At 63.4% G+C, this 17898-nt stretch carries 19 protein-coding genes; 7 read left to right on the top strand and 12 right to left on the bottom strand.

The annotated features are described in order from the left end of the window. Positions 1-64: 64 nt before the first annotated feature. The 3 genes from EB230_RS24615 to EB230_RS24605 all read left to right on the top strand — a co-directional run bounded on the left by EB230_RS24615 (position 65) and on the right by EB230_RS24605 (position 2755). Positions 65-412: a metalloregulator ArsR/SmtB family transcription factor gene (locus tag EB230_RS24615; RefSeq protein WP_172374112.1), complete on the top strand. Its 348-nt coding sequence runs from the start codon at positions 65-67 to the stop codon at positions 410-412. A 25-nt stretch (positions 413-437) separates the two neighbouring features. After that, on the top strand, positions 438-2321 hold the full coding sequence (locus tag EB230_RS24610) for an ABC transporter ATP-binding protein/permease (RefSeq protein WP_172374111.1): 1884 nt from the start codon (positions 438-440) through the stop codon (positions 2319-2321). Between the two features lie 86 nt (positions 2322-2407). Further along, entirely contained in the window at positions 2408-2755 is a 348-nt protein-coding gene (locus EB230_RS24605) for a hypothetical protein (protein WP_056563316.1), read from the top strand. 85 nt (positions 2756-2840) lie between these two features. On the opposite strand, the gene EB230_RS24600 is transcribed toward EB230_RS24605, so the two are convergent. Beyond that, positions 2841-3707, bottom strand: coding sequence for an SMP-30/gluconolactonase/LRE family protein (locus EB230_RS24600; RefSeq protein WP_065004969.1), 867 nt, complete (start codon positions 3705-3707; stop codon positions 2841-2843). A gap of 305 nt (positions 3708-4012) precedes the next feature. Here EB230_RS24600 and EB230_RS24595 point away from each other — a divergent pair, with 305 nt between their 5' ends. Both EB230_RS24595 and EB230_RS24590 read left to right on the top strand, forming a co-directional pair. After that, on the top strand, positions 4013-4711 hold the full coding sequence (locus tag EB230_RS24595; RefSeq protein ID WP_056563311.1) for a phosphatidylserine decarboxylase: 699 nt from the start codon (positions 4013-4015) through the stop codon (positions 4709-4711). Between the two features lie 3 nt (positions 4712-4714). Beyond that, a complete protein-coding gene (locus tag EB230_RS24590; protein WP_172374110.1) occupies positions 4715-5533 on the top strand; it encodes a phosphatidylcholine/phosphatidylserine synthase in 819 nt (272 codons plus the stop codon). A 3-nt stretch (positions 5534-5536) separates the two neighbouring features. Here EB230_RS24590 and EB230_RS24585 read toward each other — a convergent pair whose 3' ends face one another. The 4 genes from EB230_RS24585 to EB230_RS24570 form a co-directional block, all read right to left on the bottom strand. Next, the gene (locus tag EB230_RS24585) at positions 5537-6130 is read right to left on the bottom strand and encodes a TetR/AcrR family transcriptional regulator (protein WP_172374109.1); all 594 of its coding nucleotides are present in this window, start codon (positions 6128-6130) and stop codon (positions 5537-5539) included. Positions 6131-6206: 76 nt separating this feature from the next. Further along, positions 6207-7034: an NAD(P)H-binding protein gene (locus EB230_RS24580; RefSeq protein ID WP_056563301.1), complete on the bottom strand. Its 828-nt coding sequence runs from the start codon at positions 7032-7034 to the stop codon at positions 6207-6209. 175 nt (positions 7035-7209) lie between these two features. Further along, complete coding sequence (locus EB230_RS24575; protein ID WP_172374108.1) at positions 7210-9432, bottom strand: AMP-binding protein; 2223 nt, start codon at positions 9430-9432, stop codon at positions 7210-7212. A 137-nt stretch (positions 9433-9569) separates the two neighbouring features. Next, a complete protein-coding gene (locus tag EB230_RS24570; protein ID WP_172374107.1) occupies positions 9570-9977 on the bottom strand; it encodes a 4-oxalocrotonate tautomerase family protein in 408 nt (135 codons plus the stop codon). A gap of 111 nt (positions 9978-10088) precedes the next feature. Between EB230_RS24570 and EB230_RS24565 the strand changes: the two genes are divergently transcribed. Next, a complete protein-coding gene (locus tag EB230_RS24565; RefSeq protein ID WP_172374106.1) occupies positions 10089-10952 on the top strand; it encodes a LysR substrate-binding domain-containing protein in 864 nt (287 codons plus the stop codon). Positions 10953-11146: 194 nt separating this feature from the next. Here the strand turns inward: EB230_RS24565 and EB230_RS24560 are convergent, their stop codons facing one another. Both EB230_RS24560 and EB230_RS24555 read right to left on the bottom strand, forming a co-directional pair. Continuing rightward, complete coding sequence (locus EB230_RS24560; protein ID WP_056563291.1) at positions 11147-12055, bottom strand: DMT family transporter; 909 nt, start codon at positions 12053-12055, stop codon at positions 11147-11149. A 54-nt stretch (positions 12056-12109) separates the two neighbouring features. Continuing rightward, positions 12110-12997 (bottom strand): DMT family transporter, encoded by an 888-nt coding sequence (locus EB230_RS24555; protein ID WP_056563288.1) that lies wholly within the window; start codon positions 12995-12997, stop codon positions 12110-12112. 230 nt (positions 12998-13227) lie between these two features. Between EB230_RS24555 and EB230_RS24550 the strand changes: the two genes are divergently transcribed. After that, entirely contained in the window at positions 13228-13734 is a 507-nt protein-coding gene (locus tag EB230_RS24550) for an OsmC family protein (protein WP_056565552.1), read from the top strand. A gap of 48 nt (positions 13735-13782) precedes the next feature. Here the strand turns inward: EB230_RS24550 and EB230_RS24545 are convergent, their stop codons facing one another. The 5 genes from EB230_RS24545 to EB230_RS24525 form a co-directional block, all read right to left on the bottom strand. Next, positions 13783-14001 carry a hypothetical protein gene (locus EB230_RS24545; protein ID WP_056563285.1) on the bottom strand — a complete coding sequence of 73 codons (219 nt, stop codon included), beginning with the start codon at positions 13999-14001 and terminating at the stop codon, positions 13783-13785. A gap of 171 nt (positions 14002-14172) precedes the next feature. Beyond that, complete coding sequence (locus EB230_RS24540; protein WP_172374105.1) at positions 14173-14814, bottom strand: hypothetical protein; 642 nt, start codon at positions 14812-14814, stop codon at positions 14173-14175. Positions 14815-14907: 93 nt separating this feature from the next. Next, positions 14908-15648 (bottom strand): SDR family NAD(P)-dependent oxidoreductase, encoded by a 741-nt coding sequence (locus tag EB230_RS24535; protein ID WP_172374104.1) that lies wholly within the window; start codon positions 15646-15648, stop codon positions 14908-14910. Between the two features lie 23 nt (positions 15649-15671). Beyond that, complete coding sequence (purF, locus tag EB230_RS24530; protein ID WP_019857255.1) at positions 15672-17141, bottom strand: amidophosphoribosyltransferase; 1470 nt, start codon at positions 17139-17141, stop codon at positions 15672-15674. Between the two features lie 93 nt (positions 17142-17234). Further along, positions 17235-17891, bottom strand: a complete 657-nt coding sequence (locus EB230_RS24525; RefSeq protein WP_056563275.1) for a CvpA family protein — start codon at positions 17889-17891, stop codon at positions 17235-17237. Between the last annotated feature and the right edge of the window lie 7 nt (positions 17892-17898).

Below are 17898 nucleotides of genomic sequence, written 5' to 3'. Positions count from 1 at the left end.
CGATACGATCTGCCCGGAAGAGCAGCTTGCGGCGGTGACGTCCATCGTCTATCGCCGATGAACGATGACAGAATCCACCCTTGAACCAGACCGCGCCGGCAGCGTGCCACCCGACCGCATCCGCGACAGTCGCGCTGTCGCGGCGCGATTCGCGGCGCTGTCGCATCCCGCGCGTATCGAGATACTGAAGCACCTCTCGGCCAGCAATTCGTGCTGCTGCCGCGAGGTCGTCGATCGTTTCGATCTGGCGCAGTCGACGGTCTCGCAGCATCTGAAGATACTGGTCGAGGCCGGCCTTGTCCGCTTCGAGCCCGACCGCCAGCGTTCCCGCTATGCCGTCGATCGCGCGGCCCTCGCCGAAACATCGGCATCGCTGAGCGCACTCGTCAATTCCTGCTGCTCCGGCCGCTGACCCTCCCACCCAAAAGGCAAGAAAAGTGGCCGAAAAAACCGTCTCCGCCGAAACTTCCACCCTGACGACATTGCGCAATCTCTGGCCCTATATGTGGCCGGCCGACCGCGCCGATCTCAGGGCGCGCGTCACCTGGGCGACGCTGCTGCTGGTCGTTGCCAAGGTGACACTGGTCGCCGGTCCCTATTTCTTCAAATGGGCGACCGATGCGCTGGCTGGTGGGTCCAGAACGCCGCCGCCATTGCCGTCCTTCCTGCTTGCCCCGGTGATGCTGGTCATTGCCTATAATGTCCTGCGGCTCGTCCAACTCGGCTTCAACCAGCTGCGTGATGCGCTGTTTGCACGGGTCGGCCAGCACGCGGTGCGCCAGCTTGCTTTCCGCACCTTCGTCCACATGCACCAGCTGTCCCTGCGCTTCCACCTGGAGCGCCGCACTGGAGGCCTGTCGCGCATCATCGAACGCGGCACCAAGGGCATCGAAACGATCGTGCGCTTCATCATGCTCAACACCGCGCCGACCATCCTTGAATTCGCGCTGACCGCCGGCATATTCGGTTTCACCTATGGCTGGAAATACGTGGCTGTGGTGGCAGTCACCGTCTGGCTCTACGTCTGGTTCACGGTCAAGGCCAGCGACTGGCGCATCTCGATCCGCCGCGACATGAACGACAGTGACACCGACGCCAACACCAAGGCGATCGACTCGTTGCTCAATTTCGAGACGGTCAAATACTTCACCAATGAGCGCATGGAAGCCGAGCGCTTCGACCGCTCGATGGCCCGCTACGAGGTCGCCGCCACCAAGACCTGGACCTCGCTCGGCTGGCTGAATTTCGGCCAGGGTGTCATCTTCGGCATTGGCACGGTGGTCGTCATGTGCATGTCGGCACTGGAGGTGCAGGCCCACACGCAGACCGTCGGCGATTTCGTCTTCATCAACGCCATGCTGGTGCAGCTTTCCGTGCCGCTCAATTTCATCGGCTTCATCTACCGCGAAATCCGGCAAGGTCTGACCGATATCGAGCACATGTTCGATCTGCTCGACGTCCCGCAGGAGATCGTCGACAAGCCCGACGCCAAGCCGCTCGCCGTCGGCGCCGGCAAGGTCGAGTTCCGCGACGTGCATTTTTCCTACGATCCCAACCGCAAGATCCTGAAAGGCGTCTCCTTCGAGGTGCCGGCCGGCAAGACTGTCGCCATTGTCGGGCCGTCGGGCGCTGGAAAGTCGACCATTTCGCGCCTGCTGTTCCGCTTCTATGACGTGCAGGGCGGCCAGGTGCTGATCGACGGCCAGGACGTCAGGGACGTTACCCAGGATAGCCTGCGCGCGGTGCTCGGCATGGTGCCGCAGGACACGGTGCTGTTCAACGACACCATCGCCTACAACATCCGCTACGGCCGCGTCGGCGCGAGCGAGGAGGAGGTGCGCAAGGCGGCTGAACTCGCCCAGATCGGACCGTTCATCGAAAAGCTGCCCGAAGGCTACAAGTCGATGGTCGGCGAGCGCGGGCTGAAACTATCAGGCGGCGAGAAACAGCGCGTCGCGATCGCCCGCACCATCCTGAAGGCGCCGCCGATCCTGATGCTCGACGAAGCGACCTCGGCACTGGACAGCCACACTGAACAGGAAATCCAGGCCGCGCTCGACCTCGTCAGCAAGGGCCGCACCACCATTGTCATTGCCCACCGTCTGTCGACGGTGATTTCCGCCGACGAGATCATCGTGCTCAAGGACGGCCAGATCGCCGAGCGCGGCACCCATGTCGAACTGATGCGCAAGCACGGCCTCTACGCCTCGATGTGGGACCGCCAACGCGAGGCGACGGAGGCCGAGGAGCGCCTGCGCCTCGCCCGCGAGGGCGACGAGCTTGGAGTCATCGTTCGCCGGCGCACGTCGGAGGTAAATTGATTTTGTGCTTGACCTCAACTTAAGTTGAGATCGTACGCTGATCCTGGAGCCCGCAAACACCATCATCCAGGAACGGAACAATCGAAATGAACGACATAAATCAGACTGTTAACGGCGGCAGCGTGTTCAGGGTGGACAAGTTCGTCGTGCCAGCCGCGGCCCGTGAGGAGATCCTCGTCAAGGTCAGGACGACGCACGAATTGTTGCGCCAGCAGCAGGGCTTCGTGCAGGATTTTCTGCTCGAGCAATTTTCGGGGCCGGGCGAATTCAACTTGGTGACGATCGTCGAATGGGAAAGCCAGGCGGCTGTCGACAAGGTCGTGCCGATCGTCAAGGCCGCGCATGAGCGCGTCGCGTTCAATCCGCAGGAAACGATCGCCAGACTTGGGGTGCGCGCCGACATCGCCAACTATCAGCGGATTCCAGAGGCTTAACGCATGTCCCCCAAAAGTGTGTAGCGGTTTTCGGGCAACGACATACGCAAACAAAGAAGGTTAAGGCGCGTCGACGCGACGTGCTTTAACCTGGCCAGCCGACACCGGGTGCCGGCGCCTCGACGCCGAGCACCTGGCCGGTGCGGGCGTCGCTGACCATGTGCTCGAAGCCGCGCCATTGCGCGGCGACGATGAACAGCGTTTGCCTATCCGCACCGCCCAGCATGCAGGCAAAACAGCCGCGATCGGTGGTGACGGTCTGCAACACCTCGCCGCCCTCGCGCACCCGCACGCAGTGTTTGTTGGGAACATCCGCGTACCAGACAGCGCCTTCGGCATCGAGGCAGATGCCGTCCGGATAGCCGTCGAGATCGGCCCAGACGCGCCGGTTGGACAGGATGCCGTCGGCGGCGATGTCGAAAGCGGTCAGCCGGTTGCCATGGGATTCGGCAAGGATCAGTGTCCTGTTGTCCGGTGTCACCGCCATGCCGTTGGCAAAGGCGATATTGTCTGCGACTTGCCGGGTCGCGCCGTCCGGCGTGATCAGCGCGATGGTGCCCGGGCCGAAATGCTCACGGGGCGCCGGCGCTGGCCCGCCGCCGTTGACATAGGCATTGCCGCGCCCATCGACGACAATCTCGTTCCACGGATTTTTCGACAAGCCGCGCAGATCGGCATGGGTGACGAGCCTGCCATCGGCCTCCTGCCGCAACAGCAAACCTTCGCGGCCTGAGACAACGAGCAGGCGTCCATCCGGTAACCAGTCGATGGAGTAGGGCAGGACGGCGGGCACCGTGAGCATGATCTCGCGGTTACTATCGGCATCAACCGCCATGATCTCGCCGGTGCCCCAGTTGCAGACCCACAGCCGCCCCTCATGCCAACGCGGCGACTCGCCGAAGGCGAGGCCTTCCGTGATGAGACGAGCTTTGGTGCCGGATGATATCCGCATGATCGAGAGTCTCCGTTGCACGCGTCATCGACCCTCGCGGGTGCGATGAGGCGCTTCTCACCAAGGACGGGCGAGAGGGCGTTTGGCCGACAGTGGGGCACTGCTTTTCGCGCAGGACAAATGCTCCATAGGCACGGCCATTGCGCTGCGTGAGGGCGGCTCCAACCGCCGTCCGTGCCAGCGGTGAAGACTCCGCCCGGGCGGGAGCCTATCTCATGAAAAGCCGCGCCGCGGATTGTCGCGTTGCGGGCAGGGGGTGTTTCGGCTATTGAGGCCAAACCTGAAACAGGGACCGCCCCCATCCCATGAGCCTTGTCGACACGGTCAAGAACGCGTTCGTACCGATCCATCGCGAGGGCTATCCCTTCATTGCGGCTTTTGGCGCGGCGACGCTCTTCCTTGGCTATTTCTCCTCGATCCTGTTCTGGATCGGCCTGATCCTGACCGCCTGGTGCGTCTATTTCTTCCGCGATCCCGAGCGCGTCACCCCGGTTGACGACCGTTTGGTGGTGAGCCCGGCCGATGGCATCATCTCGGCGGTTGGTCCGGCCCTGCCGCCGCGTGAGCTCGGCCTCGGCAATGTCGAAATGACCCGCATCTCGGTGTTCATGAACGTCTTTTCCTGCCATGTGAACCGTTCGCCCGTGCGCGGCCGCATCGCCAAGATCGAGCATCGGCCCGGAAAATTCCTCAACGCCGAGCTCGACAAGGCCAGCACCGAGAACGAGCGCAACGGCCTGGTCATCGAGAGCCCCAACGGCACGGTGGCCGCCGTCCAGATCGCCGGCCTGGTGGCGCGCCGCATCGTCTGCTGGGCCGAGGCCGGCGGCTCGATCGGCACCGGCGAGCGGTTCGGCCTGATCCGCTTCGGTTCGCGCGTCGACGTCTTCCTGCCCTTGACCGCGACGCCTCGTGTTGCCGTTGGCCAGACGGCGGTCGGCGGTGAAACAGTGCTTGCCGAATTCGGCGGTGTCGTCGGCACTCCCCTTGTACGGATTTCCTGAGCCTTGGGCGCGCCGTTCAAAAAGTTCGAGGCACATGCCAGCGGCGGTCCGCGCATCCGCGAGATCCCGATGCGAATGGTGCTGCCCAACCTCGTCACCGTGCTTGCCATCTGCGCCGGCCTGTCCGGCATCCGCTTCGGCTTTGAGGGCCGCTTCGAACCGGCGGTGGTGATGGTGCTTCTGGCGGCCTTTCTCGACGGCATCGATGGCCGCCTGGCGCGCATGCTCAAGGCGACCTCCAAATTCGGCGCACAGATGGATTCGCTGGCCGACATCGTCAATTTCGGTGTTGCCCCGGCCTTGGTGCTCTACGCCTTCCTGCTCGACCGCGCCGGCTCGCCGGGCTGGATCGCTGCTCTCCTGTTCGCCATTGCCTGTGGGCTGAGGCTCGCCCGCTTCAACGTGCTCGACGATGACAAGGCAGAACGCCCCTTGTGGCAGTCCGAATATTTTGTCGGTGTGCCGGCACCGGCGGGCGCGGTGCTGGTGATGCTGCCGCTCTATCTCTATTTTCTTCGGCTCGGGGTGGAGCCCAGCCGTCCGGCCGCCTTCGTCGCCACCGGCTTCACCATCCTGGTCGCCTTCCTGTTGGTCAGCCGGCTGCCGGTCTATTCCGGCAAGAGCATCAAGATCCCGGGCGACAGGGTGCTGCCGGTCATCCTGGCCGTCGTGCTCTACGTCCTCCTGCTGATGACCTATCCCTGGTACACGCTGACGGCGTCGGTCGCGGGCTATCTGACCTTCCTGCCCTTCTCCGTGCGCGCCTACTCCAAGCGCGCCAAGCTCGAGGGCGAGAAGGTACCGCCTTCGGACATAGGATAGGCGCTAAAGGCGCAAGCCGCAAAGCAACAGGTCGGCCCACGCCGAAGCAAAGCGTTCATCGCTGATGTCGATCGAACGCTCGCCCCAAATCACCTCGAAGACGCGGAACATGGCGACGCTGCCGACGATGACAGCGGCGACAGCCTCGCTGTCATGCGGGCGCAGTTCGCCCTGGTCCTGGCGCTCCCGCAGCCATGCGGCGACGGCAAGGTAGGTGCTTTGCATGATTTCGCCACGCGCGGACGCCTTCAGTTCAGGAAAATGCTCCAGGTCGCGCCAAAGAATCCGGAGCATATCGCGGTTGGCGCCGAGCTTTTCAAGCATGCTCTCCACAAGCCGCCGCGAACTTTCGTCGATGGAAAGCGTCGTCTCGCCAAGTTCGGCACGGCCTTCCCGTGCGGTGCCGACAAACTGCTCGATCGCGGTGGCGAGCAGGTCCTCCTTCGAAGGGAAGTGCTTGTAGAGCGCGCCGGAACCGCGCGACAGGCCTGCCGCCTCCTGAATATCGGGAACGCTGGTCCGATCGTAGCCGCGCTCGGCAAACAGGTGGATGGCTTCACGCAGAATGCGTTCCCGTCCGGTCGATGGCGGTTTCATGGCGGATGCCGGCTCCATGGCTGCGGTGGAGGACTCTCAAGGGAGAGTAACACTGAGCGTAAAATCGCAAATGGCTCTAGCCTGCGGTATTGCAATGCGGATCGACTCCGGCGTGCCTGTGTTGTTCGCAAAGCCACGACCTCCAGGTCCTTTCCCCGAACCGCTCGCTGGTTTCGACCAAACCCATTTTGAAGCTCATCCTGCGGCTGACCGGCGTTGGCAGGATGAGGCGCCGGAGCCCGAGGGCATCGCGGTATTGCCGAGCGAAACTTGAGAAGGGCATCATATCGGGCCCGCCGATCTCAGGGCGAACCCCGCGCTTCCCGTCATTCACCGCCTCCACCAGATAGCGGGCCACGTCACGCGTATCGACGGGATTTGAGAGCGAATTCGGCAACGGCCAGATAGGCAGCCATTTCAGCCCACCGAGCATCTGTTCCAAAAGATAATAGAATGGCGCCGCGCGAATGATTGACCAGGGAAGCGAGGAATCCCGCACCAGCCGTTCGCCAGCCAATTTCGCCTTGGCATAGGGCAGGCCGCTGAATTCCAGGCCAACGATCGACACGAAGATGAAGTGGCCGACATTGGCGCGCAGCGATGCTGCAAGCAGGAGCCGGGTGCCCTCGACATCGACGCTTGTCGGGCTGAACCACAAGTCGACCGGCCTCATGCCGCGCTTGGCGATGGGCGAAAGGGTGGCGGCATGGATCACGGTGTCGACACCATCAAGAGCGCTGTCGATGCCTTCGCCGGTTGCCAGATCGCCCGGCGCCCACTCAAGGGAAGGATCGTTCGTCGGCTTCCTGGCGAGCAATCTGACTGTATGCCCGCCATTGGACAACGCCGGCACGAGATCGCGACCGAGGTGACCGGTCCCTCCGGTGACAAGGATCTTCGCCATACAGCTCTCCTTTCCGGGTTGGGAGCATCAATTAAAAATGGTGAGTGAATAATCACTCACCATTTTTGTCAATTCCGTGGCGCGATCGTTTTCAGAGGTCTCTGGGGGAGGGAAGATGTGAATCCTGCGGGCGATCGCCGACTTGTTCCGCGGCGACAGGATCTAGCGGGCAACGCTACGCCGCAGCACTCAATCCCAGCCTGTCGATTGCCAGCTTCCTGGTCGACACATAGTCGGTCTTGCCGGAACCGAGCACCGGAATTTCCTCCACCTTGACGATGTCGTTCGGCACCATCAGTTCGGCTGCCCCGGCCTTTTTGCCAAACTGGCGCAGTTCTTCGGGATTGGCATCGTCGGCGGTGGTAACCAGCACGATGCGCTCACCACGCTTCTTGTCCGGCACAGCGACCGCCGCGTGGCGCTCTTCCGGCCACAGTGACTGCACCAGCATCTCGACCGCGCCCAGCGACACCATCTCGCCGGCTATCTTGGCGAAACGCTTGGCGCGGCCGCGAATGCTGATGAAGCCTTCGCGGTCGACGGCGACGATATCGCCGGTGTCGTGCCAGCCGGTCAGAGTCTGCAGCTCGCCGGGACGGTCCGCTGTCATGTAGCCCATCATGAGGTTTGGTCCGTCGAGCCACAACTGGCCGGCGTCGGTTATACCCTCGACCGGCTCCAGCCTCATGCGCATGGCCGGTAACAGCCGCCCGACCGTACCGTCGCGGCCATGGATCGCGGTGTTGACGGCAACGACCGGTGCGGCCTCTGTCAGCCCGAAGCCCTCGATGATTTCGGCCTGGAAGCGCTCGCGGTAGACGCGGCGGGTTTCCGGCTTCACCGCCTCGGCACCGGCGACGACGAAGCGCAGGCTGGAGAAGTCGCCGTCCTTGGCGGTGCGCGCATAGTTGGCGAGGAATGTATCCGTGCCGAACATGATCGTCGGTTTCACCTTGCGCGCGATCTCGGGGATGATCTTGTAGTGGAGAGGCGAGGGGTAGAGGAACAGTCTTACCCCGGTCACCAGCGGCAATATGGTGCCGCCCGTCAGGCCGAAGGAGTGGAACACCGGCAGTACGTTGAGCAGGATGTCGGCCGGCGAAATGGTGATGCGCGCTTCGGCCTGCATGGCGTTGGCGAGAAGGTTCTTTTGCGACAGAACAACCGCTTTCGGCGTCCCTTCCGAGCCCGAGGTGAACAGGATCACCCCCGGCTTGGCCGCATCCTGCCGTTGCAGCGGCAGGCGCCAGAGCAGAGCGGCGGAGAGCTTGTCCAGGGCGGTGACGCTTTCCCTCAGGTCTTCCAGCCACAGCAGCCTGGCGCCGCCCTTCTCGGCCGCGGCGACGATATCGGCAAGATCGGCCTTGTCGACGAAGGTGCGCGACGAAATGACGGTGCGGATGACGGCCGTGCGCACGGCGGCGGTGACGCTTGCCGGCCCGGCCGTGTAGTTGATCATCGCCGCGACTCGTCCGCCCGAGAGAAGGCCGACCAACGACAGCACGATGCCATTGGCGTTGGGCAGCATTATCCCCACTGCCTCGCCCGGTGCCGTCGCCGCCTCGAAGCGCCTGCCCAATACGCGCGCGCCGATGAACATCTTGCGATAGCTTAGCGCGCCCGAAATGACATCCTCGATGACCGGATGCGAGGCGCCGACTCTTGCCGCCGCATCGCGCATGGCCAGGAACAGGCCGCGATCGAGGTCGGTGCCAAAAAGCCTGGCCTCGGCGACGCGGTCGAACAGCGCATTGGTGTTCGAGGCCTGGTCCGGGTTGCGCGCCACAAGTTCGGCGATCGTCATCGGCTCCAGAACGCTGATCGACAGTTGCGGAAACCAGTGCCGTGGCGCCTTGTCCGCAGGCGTCAGCGACACAGGCAGGCTGCGTGCGCCGGCGACGAAGATCGGGACGATGCGGGCGTCGGCCTGCATGGCGATGCGGGTGACGGCGCGAAACAGGCGAAACGTCTTGACGTCAGGCTCGACCGCATCCGGCAGATAGACGGCGAGCCGGCCCTTGCCCTTCAGCACGCGCACCAGGCGGCGGCTGACGAAGACGTGCTCAGCATTGAAGGCAATGGTGCGGCCCAGTTCGCGCCAAGGCTCGAGCCAGGGCGAGCGTGCCGAGACCTCGTCGAGTATATGCAGCGTGTCGTCGGGCAGCAGCGACAGCATCAGCGGCGGCTCGAAACGCGACTGGTGCGAGATCACGTAGATTACCGGCACCTGCGCCTTGCGAGCGATCTTGATGCGGTTGTCGCTGATCCGGTAGGCGAGCTTGAACGGCACATAGAGCAGCGCCTGGGTGAAGCGCAGGCCGAGGCGGAATTTTTCCACCACGCCGATCAGCAGCCAGGCAGCAACAAGACCCGCAAGCAGCGCTAGTGTCAGGATCATGCCGCGTCTCTCCCAACAAGTTTTGTTATCGCGGCTCTTCCGCGGCCGCTTCGGGGCAGAGGGTAGCGGAAGTGGGCGTGAGGTCAATGTGGAAGAGGGGCTGTCCTTCTCCCTCCAAAGGGAGAAGGACAAGACCGTCATGCCGCCTTCAACCGCCCGCTGATGAATCGGAACTCCTGGGTCTTGCCGCCATAGCCATAGGCAGCGGCAGGTACTTCATGCACGAAGGCATAGCTTTCCTCATGCACACCACCCAGCAGACGGTCGAACGCATCGAAGAGAGCCTTGAGATAGGCTTCCAGCTCGAGCTTGGTGTTGGTGCCGTCGACAACCTTGATATCCAGCCAGAACGTGTTGGAGCCATGCTCGGCCAGCGACTTGCCACCGGCGAACCAATGCTGCGGATCGATATAGGATACGGCAACAGCTGTGATGGTCGGATCCTTGCGCAACTGCTTGGCGGTGATCTCGGTTATTTCCCCGGCAACCCTGGCCGATAAAGCGGCGTCTGGTCTGCCGGTGAGGCTGATGTTGATGATGGGCATTTTCTTCTCCTGGTTTGAGCGGCGTCTGATCGCCGTTGGAGAGACCATGTCACCATCCTTGAATCAAAAAAATCGAATTGTTTTCAATAAAAGATTCGATATTGTCGAATTATGGAAGCGCTGGACCCGGACCTGCTCAAAACCTTCCTCGCTTTCGTCGACAGCGGCTTGCTTGCGCGGGCGGCGTCGAGTGTCGGCCGCTCGCCCTCGGCGGTGACGGCGCAGATGCAGCGGCTTGAGGAGGTCGTCGGCGAGCCGCTTCTGGCGCCGCAGGGGCGGGGTCGTGGGCTGACGCCGGCCGGCGAGGATCTCGTCGGTCATGCCAGGCGCATTCTTGCCGTTCATCGCGAGGCGTGGTTGGCGATGAAGGGCGCGCGGGCCGCCGGGCGTGTCGCCATCGGCACGACACAGGATTTCGCCGATAGCGGATTGCCGGACCTTTTGCGTGCCTTCGCCACCAGCCATCCGCGCGTCAGGATCGAGTTGCGCGTTGGCCGCTCCGCTGAACTGGGGCAGGCCCTGCAGTCCGGCAGCCTGGATCTTGCGATCGTCATGCGCCAGACGCCGGCACCGGATGAGGTCGGCGTACTGCGCGAACCGATGATATGGCTGTGTTCACACAAGGGGCTGGCCCCGCGGCAAGAAGAACTGCCGCTGGCGCTGCTCGATCCCCATTGCGGTTTTCGCGAGGCCGCACTGGCGGCGCTCGATGCCGCCGGCCGCAATTATCGGATCGCTGCTGGAAGTGCCAGCTTGGCTGGGCTGCGCACCGCCGTTAACGCCGGCGTCGCACTGACGCTGCGCACCGCGCGCTTTGCTCATTCCGGAATCGTCGAGGCGCCGCGCGAGCTTGGCCTGCCGCAGGTTCCGATGGCGGAATTCGCGATCCGGTTGCGCGCCGGGGCCGATACTCCCGCGGGCGATCTGGCGACACTGCTCGGCGATAATCTGGCTCTGGCCGGATCGCTTGATTGATTCGAGAGGGCTCGAATCTCATCGACAAAGTGTAGAAAAGAAAAAACCGACCTTACGGTCGGGCCTATTAGCAAAAGAAAAGCCGACCTTACGGTCGGCTTGGAACAGGCCGAGGGTTTGGGGGGACTTGGGGGGTGGCCCGTCGCATCAATAATGTCCGAGTCCGATGATGGTTCCGTGACTGTGTCACTTTTTCAAGAAATATTTGACGCCGAGCGTTGGGAGCGGGCCGACAGCCAGTCCCGGCCGGCATGGGCGAAGACCGCGCACAGCACGATGGCGCCGCCGATCATGCTGGCTTCTGGCGCGATCTCGCCAAGAAACAGGAAGGCAAACAGGATCGCGAACGGCACCTCGGCCGAGCCGAGCAGCCCGGATTCGGCCGCGGGGATAAGCCGCGCCCCCTCCGTCCAGAGGATCGACGACAGCGCGAAGGACGCACCGAAAGTGACGAGCAGCGCGACATCCCTGGATGAAACCGCCAGCGGGTCGGTGACAAACCAGCCGAGTACGAACAGCAGAAATGCCGATACCGCACCGGCCCAGACCACCGGCGTGTCGCGGAAGGCACGCACCATGATCATGTAAAGACCGCTGCCTATTGTCATCAGCAGCGCCAGCCCATCGCCGAAGAGGTGGCCGGTGCCGAAACCGGACCAGACCATGATCGCCACTCCGCAAAGCGAGACGGCGGCGGCGACCATCGTCTGCATCCGGAAAGGTTCGCGCGTCAGAACCCAGGCCAGAAGCGCGGTCACGAAAGGTGCGGTGGCATAGATGACCGCGACATTGGCGACGTATGTGAATTTGAACGCCGAAATGAAGGCAATGCTCGCCAGCGCCCCTTCCACCGCCAGCAGCCAGCCGCGCCAGCCAAGCCGCAGGCTCTCGCGCCCGCCGGATCGGCGTCGTCGCCACAACACATAGAGCGTGATCAGGATCGAGCCGACAAAACCGCGCCAGCAGATGATGGTCAGCGGGTCGGCATGGATCGATTTTGTCAACACGCCCGTCAGAGCAAAGACAGCCGCCGAACACGAAACCAGGATAATACCCAATGTCCGCTCTGCGACCGTATCAGCAGGAGCTGTCGCATCAGTCATGCCGATAGCCTACGCCCTCCGGTCCTGACATCGTACTGTCACCAATGACGAACATCACAGCCGCTTGCGGAAATGTTCGCCGCCGACGATCAGCAGCCCGGCGGCGACGATCAGAGCGGCGCCGAGAAACACTTCGCGGCGCGGCAGGTCGCCCCAGATCGCAAAGCCGAGCGCGAACGCCCACAGCAGCGAGCTGTATTCGAGAGGCGCGAGGATCGATGCCGGCGTGCGCTTCATGCCTTCGAAGAGAAGATATTGCGCCAGGCCACCGAGCGCGCCGACACTGGCGAGAAGCAGCAACTCGGTCATATCGGGCGTATGCCACCACAACAGCGCCGGTACCGCAGAAAACACCAGGAAATAGAAATTATTGAGGAGGAGCTGGATCATCGAGCGCTCGGCAAGCGCGGTCTTGCGCAGGAGCACGATGGCGATGGCCCACAAAAGTGCCGCCGCCAGCACCAGCAGCACCGGAACCGACAGGCCGAGATGGGTGGGATCGCAAGCGACGAAGACACCGACAAAACCAATCAAGACCGCCAGCCAGCGCAGAACAGGCACTTTTTCGCCGAGCAGGAACACCGAAAGCACGGTGACGATGATCGGCGCCGCGTAATAGACGGTGGTCAGTTCTGCAAGCTGCAGGCTGCGGGCAGCGTTGTAGTAGCAAAGCCAGGCGGCCAGCGTGAAGGCGCTGCGCACCAGCATCGGCCGCACGATCGGCGAGCGTAGCGTGTCGGCAAACAGCTGCCGCCCGCCGATCGCGGCACAGGCGCTCAGAATGGTGATGCTGCGGAAGAACATGATCTGCCAGACCGTCATCCCGGTCACCAGCAGCTTGATCGAGGCGTCCTGCGTCGAAAACAAGAGATAGGCGGCACCGGTCAGCAGGATTCCGGCGAGAACCCTTTCGCGTGTTTCGAGAATGGCGACATCGGCCATAGGCGCGGACCAGTGTTACAGGAAGCAACAGAAATTTCGTGGATCAACATGATGGCCGGGGAGTCGGCCCATCTTGCCAAGCTATACGGTCGAAAGTTGGCACAGCGCTGCGCCAGCCCTGGGCTTGCGTTGGGGCAGGATCTGGCGGTCTTGCTTCCGGGCCGCGATCGGCACTTATATCTTACAAAGCCATGCTACTCGCTGGCCGCAAAGCGAAAGAGGCAACGCAAATGGATGCAATCGAACTGAAGGCCAAACAGGCGCCCTTGAAACAGGCCTATCGCGACGACGCCTCGCAGGCGTTGATCACATTGAGAGCGAAGGGGTCGATCGACGACCAGTCGGTGGCCTGCAAGGTGGAGACGGGCAGGGCGCTGGCAATCGCCGGCCTGCATCCGGCGACAGGCGGCTCAGGGCTCGAGCTCTGTTCCGGCGACATGCTGCTTGAGGCCTTGGTGGCCTGTGCCGGCGTGACGCTGAAGGCGGTGGCGACAGCGCTTGAGTTCAAGCTCGGCGCCGCCACGGTGGAGGCCGAGGGCGATCTTGATTTTCGCGGCACGCTGGGTGTCGCCAAGGACGCGCCGGTCGGTTTTCGTGCCATCCGGCTCAATTTCGGTCTCGACACGGATGAACCCCAGGAGCGCATCGACTCGCTGCTGAAGCTGACGGAGCGCTACTGCGTGGTGTTCCAGACCATCAACCAGAAACCGGAGCTGACGGTGAGCGCCCGGCGCTGAAATCACAAGGCCCGCGACAGCGGCCGCGGGCCTTGTGATTTCCGATATTTACTGCGCAGCCGGCGCTTCGGCATCACCCTCGTCGGTGAAGGGCGAGGCGCTCGGCACGCACTGCACGGACCAGCCGGTTGGTGTCGGCTGCTTCTGATACTCGGTGATGGCGGCGGTGCACTGCTCACGCTTGTCGAAGGTGCTGGGCAGCACCACCATGCCGCCCTGCGGGCCGGCGATTACCAGATACCAGACCAACGCTGCGGTTGTAGCCATGGGGATTTCCTTGTTCTGCCCAGCGGGGCGCTTGTTGTGGGAGTCGTTCCGATCCTAACAACTCCTCGGAAATGACGAAAGCATGACCGCGGGGCAGCCTTTCTCCTTCAGATCACAGCCGCGTGATCGATCGGCGGGCCGCCAAACCAGTTACGTTGTTGCGGGCGGCGCTCAGTCGGTCGCAAAACAATAGAACAGGCCGTCGCCGCCGGTGCCTTTCAACGCCTCCTGGCTGCAGCCACCACGCGAGGCGTGCGAGGAATTCCACGACTTCGCCGCCGCCGAATCGTCAAGGCCGGTGCGGTCGTGATGACCCATCATGGCGGCCCCTTCGGCGCCGCTCATCGTCCAGTCGCCACAGGTCTGGTCGGCAATCCTGGTGCCGTCGGGTTTCGATCCGGTCAGCATGTCATGCCTGTTCGGCGTGTCGCCGCGGCCGTTGACCACTTCGCCCTTTTCGTTCAGCGCTGTCTGCTTGGTGATGCCGTTGGCGTCGCCATGCAAGGAGGCGACATCGTCGGCGATTTTCTCGCCCTTGGCGTTGAACCAAGGCCCCTTGCCGATACGGTCGCGTGCATCCTCGGCGCTGGTCGACAGATAGGCATGCCAGGTCTTTCCGGTGACGCCGGCGGCTTCAGCCAGCGAAGCGCAATGCGCGTCGGCGCCCTTCAAGCCGCCAAGATCGGCACCCTTGCCGGAGCCGACACTGGTGACAAAGAAACTCATCTTGGCATCTTGGGAGACGGCCACGCCTCCTGTCGTGCCGAGAGCGGCCACAAAGGCGGTGGTGGCAATGAGAAGAAGTCTGCGCATGTCGGTCCTCCGGTTTCGAATGTCCTACGTCAGGAGAACGTAGCCGGAGGCCCTTTTAATCCCTTTGGGATCCTTCAAGCCGAAGGGGTGCGGTCATTCAGGCTGCCGGTAGGAGACGAAGTGGTTGTGCTTGGCCTGGAAGATCAGCCCGGTTTCTTTGAGTTCGGGGCTGGCCAACGGCACGATGCGCTTGGCGATCTCCGAGGGGTGCGGCAGCGTCTCCGGATCCTCGCCGGGCACGGCCTGGGCTCGCATGGCGGTACGGGTGGCGCCGGGGTCGGCGGCATTGACCCGCAACGGCAGGCTTTGCGTCTCATGCGCCCAGGAGCGCATCATGGTCTCGACCGCCGCCTTCGATGCCGCGTAGGGCGCCCAGAAGGCGCGCGCCGAATGCGCCGCGTTGGACGACAGGATGATGGCCCGGCCGGCATCCGAAAGCCTGAGCAGCGGGTCGACCGAACGGATCAGCCGCCAGGTCGAGGTGACGTTGATCGTCATCACCTTCTCGAAGGTCTTGGCCTCGACATGGCCGATCGGCGAGATGACGCCGAGCACGCCGGCATTGGCGACGAGAATGTCGAGCTTGCCCCAGCGCTCATGGATGGCGCCGCCCAGCCGGTCGATACCGGCCATGTCGGCGAGATCGAGAGGCACCAGCGTCGCTTGGCCACCGGCCGCCTTGATCTGGTCGTCGAGTTCCTCGAGACCGCCGACGGTGCGCGCAACCGCGATCACATGCGCGCCGGCGGCGGCCAATTCCCTGGCGATGAAATAGCCGATGCCGCGCGAGGCGCCGGTGACGACCGCGACGCGGCCGGTAAGGTCGAGGGTCATGCGAGAATTCCGTAAGGTCTGGCCTACGCCCCGCTGTTCGCCAGCAGCGACAGCGTGCGTACATTGTCGTGGCCTTCGAAGTCGAGCAAGCGGGTCGGATACTGGCCGGTGAAGCAGGCGTCGCAGAACTGCGGCTGTTCGTCGTTTCGGCTGGCCTCGCCGACGGCACGGTAGAGCCCGTTTATCGAGAGGAAGCCGAGTGAATCGACGCGGATGAATTCGGCCATCTCTTCCACCGACATGCGCGACGCCAGAAGCTTCGACTTCTCCGGCGTGTCGACGCCATAGAAGCAGGAGGCGCTGGTCGGCGGCGAGGCGATGCGCATATGCACTTCCCTGGCGCCGGCGTCGCGCACCATCTGCACGATCTTCTGGCTGGTGGTGCCGCGCACGATCGAATCGTCGACCAGCACCACGCGCTTGCCCTCGATCATGCGGCGGTTGGCATTGTGCTTGAGCTTGACGCCCATGTGGCGGATCGAATCGCCCGGCTGGATGAAGGTACGGCCGACATAGTGGTTGCGGATGATACCGAGCTCGAACGGAATGCCTGCAGCCTGGCTGAAGCCGATCGCCGCCGGCGTACCCGAATCCGGCACCGGCACGACGATGTCGGCCTCGACCGGGTTCTCCTGCGCCAGCTCGGCGCCGATGCGCTTGCGCACTTCGTAGACGTTGCGTCCCTCGACCGAGGAATCCGGGCGGGCGAAATAGACATATTCGAAGATGCAGAAGCGGGTCTTCTGCGGCTCGAACGGGAACAGGCTCTCGATGCCCTTGGAGGTGACGACGACCATCTCGCCGGGCTTCAGGTCGCGCACGAAGCGTGCGCCGATAATGTCCAGCGCGCAGGTTTCGGAGGCGAGGATCCAGGCACCGTCGAGATCGCCGAGCACCAGCGGGCGGATACCGAGCGGATCGCGGCAGCCGATCATCTTCTTGGCCGTCATCGCCACCAGCGAGAAGGCGCCTTCGACCTGACGAACGGCGTCGATGAAACGCGAGTTGAGGTCGCGCTCCTTGCTGGTCGCAACCAGGTGCAAAAGCGTCTCGGTGTCGGATGTGGACGAGAAGATCGCGCCCTGCTTCTGCAGCGCGCGCTGCACCGTCATGGCGTTGGTGAGATTGCCGTTATGCGCGACGGCAAAGCCGCCATCGGCGAGCTCGGCGAAGAAGGGCTGGATGTTGCGCATGCCGGCGCCGCCGGTCGTGGCGTAGCGCGTGTGGCCGATCGCACGGTTGCCTTGCAGGCTGTCGATGACGCGCTGCTTGGTGAAAGTGTCGCCGATCAGGCCGACATGGCGTTCAACATGGAATTGGCTGCCATCATAGGAAACGATGCCGGCCGCTTCCTGGCCGCGATGCTGCAGCGCATGCAGTCCGAGCGTGACGATGGCCGCTGCGTCCTGTCGGCCGAAAATGCCGAACACCCCGCATTCGTCATGGAAATGGTCGTCGGCCTCGGCGGAAAGCACGTCGTCTGCGTCTGCCATCTTAAGCTCCGCTAAAATCGCCATATAGTGCGGGTTCGCGCCGAAAGCAACGCGCGCCGTGCAGTCGTTCACACCATCGTCAGTCCAGGTGCGTCAGTTTGCAGGCGCTGCTGGCTTGGCCGTGTTGTCCGCCGGGCCGGCATCATTGTCGTCGGGAGCCGGTGCATTGGCGTCGTCGCCGCCGGCAGGGGCGTCCGCCGCCGGTGCGTCCGGAGCGGCCGGCGTCTCGGCGGCGGGCTGATTCGGATTGAGCTTCTTCAGGATGGCGTTTTCCGGATCCTCGGGCAGCAGGCTTTCAAGCTTGGCGCCGATCTGCTCCAGCAGCGGCCGCGACTTGGCCTCCGTCACCCAGGCCGGTGCCTTGGCGCCAGCCAGCCAGTTGAAGAACAGCAGCGCGACGGCGACGACCAGGATGCCGCGCGCGGCGCCGTAGAGGAAGCCAAGCGTGCGGTCGAGGGCGCCGATCCGCGAATCGATGATCCAGTCGGCAAGCTTCATGGTGATGACCGAGACGACGATCAGCGCGATGATGAAGACAACGCCGGCGGAGGCCGCCATGGCGATCTTCTCATTGTCGATGTAGGGCTTGAGGTAAGGCAGGACCGGCTTGTAGAAGAAGAAAGCCGCCGCCGCCGCCGCCGCCCACGAGACGACGGACAGGACCTCGCGCGAGAAGCCGCGAACCATGGCGAGCATCGCCGAGACCAGGGTGAAGCCGACCAGGATTCCGTCAAGCAGCGTAATCGGCATGTCTTTC

The sequence above is a fragment of the Mesorhizobium sp. NZP2234 genome, assembly GCF_013170765.1.
Lineage (GTDB): Bacteria > Pseudomonadota > Alphaproteobacteria > Rhizobiales > Rhizobiaceae > Mesorhizobium > Mesorhizobium loti_D.
The sequence above is the reverse complement of the archived record's forward strand: the minus strand, read 5'-3'. Positions and strand labels throughout refer to the sequence as shown.

Bases quoted from the DNA above. Each gene is read 5' to 3' on its own strand.
- EB230_RS24545 (WP_056563285.1), bottom strand. From the start codon at position 14,001: ATGGCTACAACCGCAGCGTTGGTCTGGTATCTGGTAATCGCCGGCCCG.
- EB230_RS24560 (WP_056563291.1), bottom strand. From the start codon at position 12,055: ATGACTGATGCGACAGCTCCTGCTGATACGGTCGCAGAGCGGACATTG.
- EB230_RS24600 (WP_065004969.1), bottom strand. From the start codon at position 3,707: ATGCGGATATCATCCGGCACCAAAGCTCGTCTCATCACGGAAGGCCTC.
- EB230_RS24615 (WP_172374112.1), top strand. From the start codon at position 65: ATGACAGAATCCACCCTTGAACCAGACCGCGCCGGCAGCGTGCCACCC.
- EB230_RS24595 (WP_056563311.1), top strand. From the start codon at position 4,013: ATGAGCCTTGTCGACACGGTCAAGAACGCGTTCGTACCGATCCATCGC.
- EB230_RS24555 (WP_056563288.1), bottom strand. From the start codon at position 12,997: ATGGCCGATGTCGCCATTCTCGAAACACGCGAAAGGGTTCTCGCCGGA.
- EB230_RS24565 (WP_172374106.1), top strand. From the start codon at position 10,089: ATGGAAGCGCTGGACCCGGACCTGCTCAAAACCTTCCTCGCTTTCGTC.
- EB230_RS24585 (WP_172374109.1), bottom strand. From the start codon at position 6,130: ATGAAACCGCCATCGACCGGACGGGAACGCATTCTGCGTGAAGCCATC.
- EB230_RS24575 (WP_172374108.1), bottom strand. From the start codon at position 9,432: ATGATCCTGACACTAGCGCTGCTTGCGGGTCTTGTTGCTGCCTGGCTG.
- EB230_RS24605 (WP_056563316.1), top strand. From the start codon at position 2,408: ATGAACGACATAAATCAGACTGTTAACGGCGGCAGCGTGTTCAGGGTG.
- EB230_RS24525 (WP_056563275.1), bottom strand. From the start codon at position 17,891: ATGCCGATTACGCTGCTTGACGGAATCCTGGTCGGCTTCACCCTGGTC.
- EB230_RS24550 (WP_056565552.1), top strand. From the start codon at position 13,228: ATGGATGCAATCGAACTGAAGGCCAAACAGGCGCCCTTGAAACAGGCC.
- EB230_RS24570 (WP_172374107.1), bottom strand. From the start codon at position 9,977: ATGCCCATCATCAACATCAGCCTCACCGGCAGACCAGACGCCGCTTTA.
- purF (WP_019857255.1), bottom strand. From the start codon at position 17,141: ATGGCAGACGCAGACGACGTGCTTTCCGCCGAGGCCGACGACCATTTC.
- EB230_RS24535 (WP_172374104.1), bottom strand. From the start codon at position 15,648: ATGACCCTCGACCTTACCGGCCGCGTCGCGGTCGTCACCGGCGCCTCG.
- EB230_RS24580 (WP_056563301.1), bottom strand. From the start codon at position 7,034: ATGGCGAAGATCCTTGTCACCGGAGGGACCGGTCACCTCGGTCGCGAT.
- EB230_RS24540 (WP_172374105.1), bottom strand. From the start codon at position 14,814: ATGCGCAGACTTCTTCTCATTGCCACCACCGCCTTTGTGGCCGCTCTC.